We start from the raw sequence: 1,834 nt of genomic DNA on the forward strand, positions 1-1,834 counted from the left end.
GTACTCGCGACGGGCGGCGTGCAACGCGTCGAGCCCCTCGGTGAACGCGGCGAGTTCGGCCGTGTGGGCGGCTCGCACGTGTGTGCGCCGTCGCCGCGTGGACACCAGGCCCACGATGAACGTGGCCACCGCGGCGACCACGCCCATTCCGGCGAAGAGCATGAACATCGGATTCGCCATCACGACCGCGATCACGACCGCACCCAACGCCATCACCGCGGTGCCGATCAGGCCCGACAACGCCGGTCGGTGCGGTTCGATCGGCGGGACCGGTGCGGTCACCGTCGACGCACTCCACGTCGCCGACTCGTACGGAGCGCGCCACACCACACGACGCCACGGATCGCTGGGATGCACCTCGACCGATCCGACCGGTCCATCGGACGCGGCGCGAACCATTCCGGTCGCGCCATCGCGGTCGGTCTCCGACGACAGGCGTCGGAGTCGGATCGCGCTGGCACCGATCGAGAACTGTGCCTCGTTCCCGGTGACGATCCCGTCCCACGGCCGACCGTCGATCCGGATCGGCACCGAACCGCAGAGCTGGATCACCTGGACCGACCGATCCTCCCCGATCCGCAGCAGGGCGTGGTGGAGTTCGATCGCCGGATCGTCGAGTCGGATACCGACGTGCGGCGCCCGCCCGATGAGATGACGGCCGGGTCCGAGGCGTTGCCAGATCGTCGTCGACGGACCGGCGACGACCGCCACTTCGACCACCGGCTGCGACCGTTCTGTGTCAGGCACCGGATAAGGCAGCGAAGGAAGCGAGGTCAGCCGCGCACCGACGCGGAGCTCGTCGATCTCGGCGAGGAGTTCGTCGGGACCGAGTTCGCGCTCCACGCGGAGGGTCTCGACGTCGAGACTTCGAGCGAGCACGTCGACGGTGCTGTCGCGGTCGAGGGAGCGCAGGGTGATGCGTTCGCCATCGGGCCCGACGACGTCGAGCGGAGGAAGATGCGTTCGGTCCACGTGGGCACACGGGGTGGTGGGTCGGCGAAACGGGAAACGGCACCACTGGATCGGTCCCGACCCGAAAGCCACCACTGAGCTGGGGTTGTGAGAACTCGGGAGACGCTGTGAGAGCGGTCACCGCGAGAAGTTTCCGCTCGCTGCGTCCTCCTGTGAGACCGGCGGTGAGGGTCGATCGTCATGGTCGCCGCATGCATTCCACAACGACCTCGAACCGTCACCATTCGCCGACGCCGACCCTCACGCCGACGCCGGGCCTCACGCCGACACCAAACCTCACGCCGACGCCGACCCTCACGCCGGCACCAACGCCGGCACCAACGCCGGCACGCACGGCGGCACCGCGCCGATCGACGCCGATGCTGCGCGAGCTCGACCGCGAGTGGGACCGGCTGCAACGGCGCCCCGCCACCATCCGCAGGGTGCGGCAGTGGACCGGGGACGAGATGTTCGAGAGGCTCGTCGGGAGCGTTCGAATCCTCGACGATCTCGTCGCCGCCACCCAACCGAGCGTCACGCCGAGCGGGTCGGGCGACGCGATTCTGCGCCGACTGGTCGAACTGGCGGAGGGCGACGAGCTCGCCGGGCGGGTCGTGCTCCAGCGCATCCTCCCGGGTCTGATCAGCCGGTCGAAGCGGTGGTGCGGACGATCATCGGCCGCCGATCCCACCGACATCGCGATCGGTGCGGCGTGGATCGCGATCCGCCGCTTCGACATCGTCACCCGGCGTCATCACATCGCTCCCGCGTTGATCGCCGATGCGCTGTGGATCGGCTACCGCCGAGGCGCGCGGCGGCGCTCCGCGACCGAACTGCCGGTGCCCGGGAGCGTCCTCAGCCGCCACGTTGCGCCGTCGCAGAC

At 69.7% G+C, this 1,834-nt stretch carries 2 protein-coding genes; one reads left to right on the plus strand and one right to left on the minus strand.

The genetic code is table 11. The features are described from left to right. Positions 1-972, minus strand: a 972-nt coding sequence (locus WBV89_RS17420; protein WP_423982607.1) for an FHA domain-containing protein, incomplete at its 3' end; no start/stop codon positions are given. 359 nt (positions 973-1,331) lie between these two features. Between WBV89_RS17420 and WBV89_RS17425 the strand changes: the two genes are divergently transcribed. After that, positions 1,332-1,834, plus strand: a 503-nt coding sequence (locus WBV89_RS17425; RefSeq protein ID WP_423982608.1) for a hypothetical protein, incomplete at its 3' end; no start/stop codon positions are given.

It is taken from the genome of Ilumatobacter sp. (assembly GCF_049588435.1).
GTDB lineage: Bacteria > Actinomycetota > Acidimicrobiia > Acidimicrobiales > Ilumatobacteraceae > Ilumatobacter_A.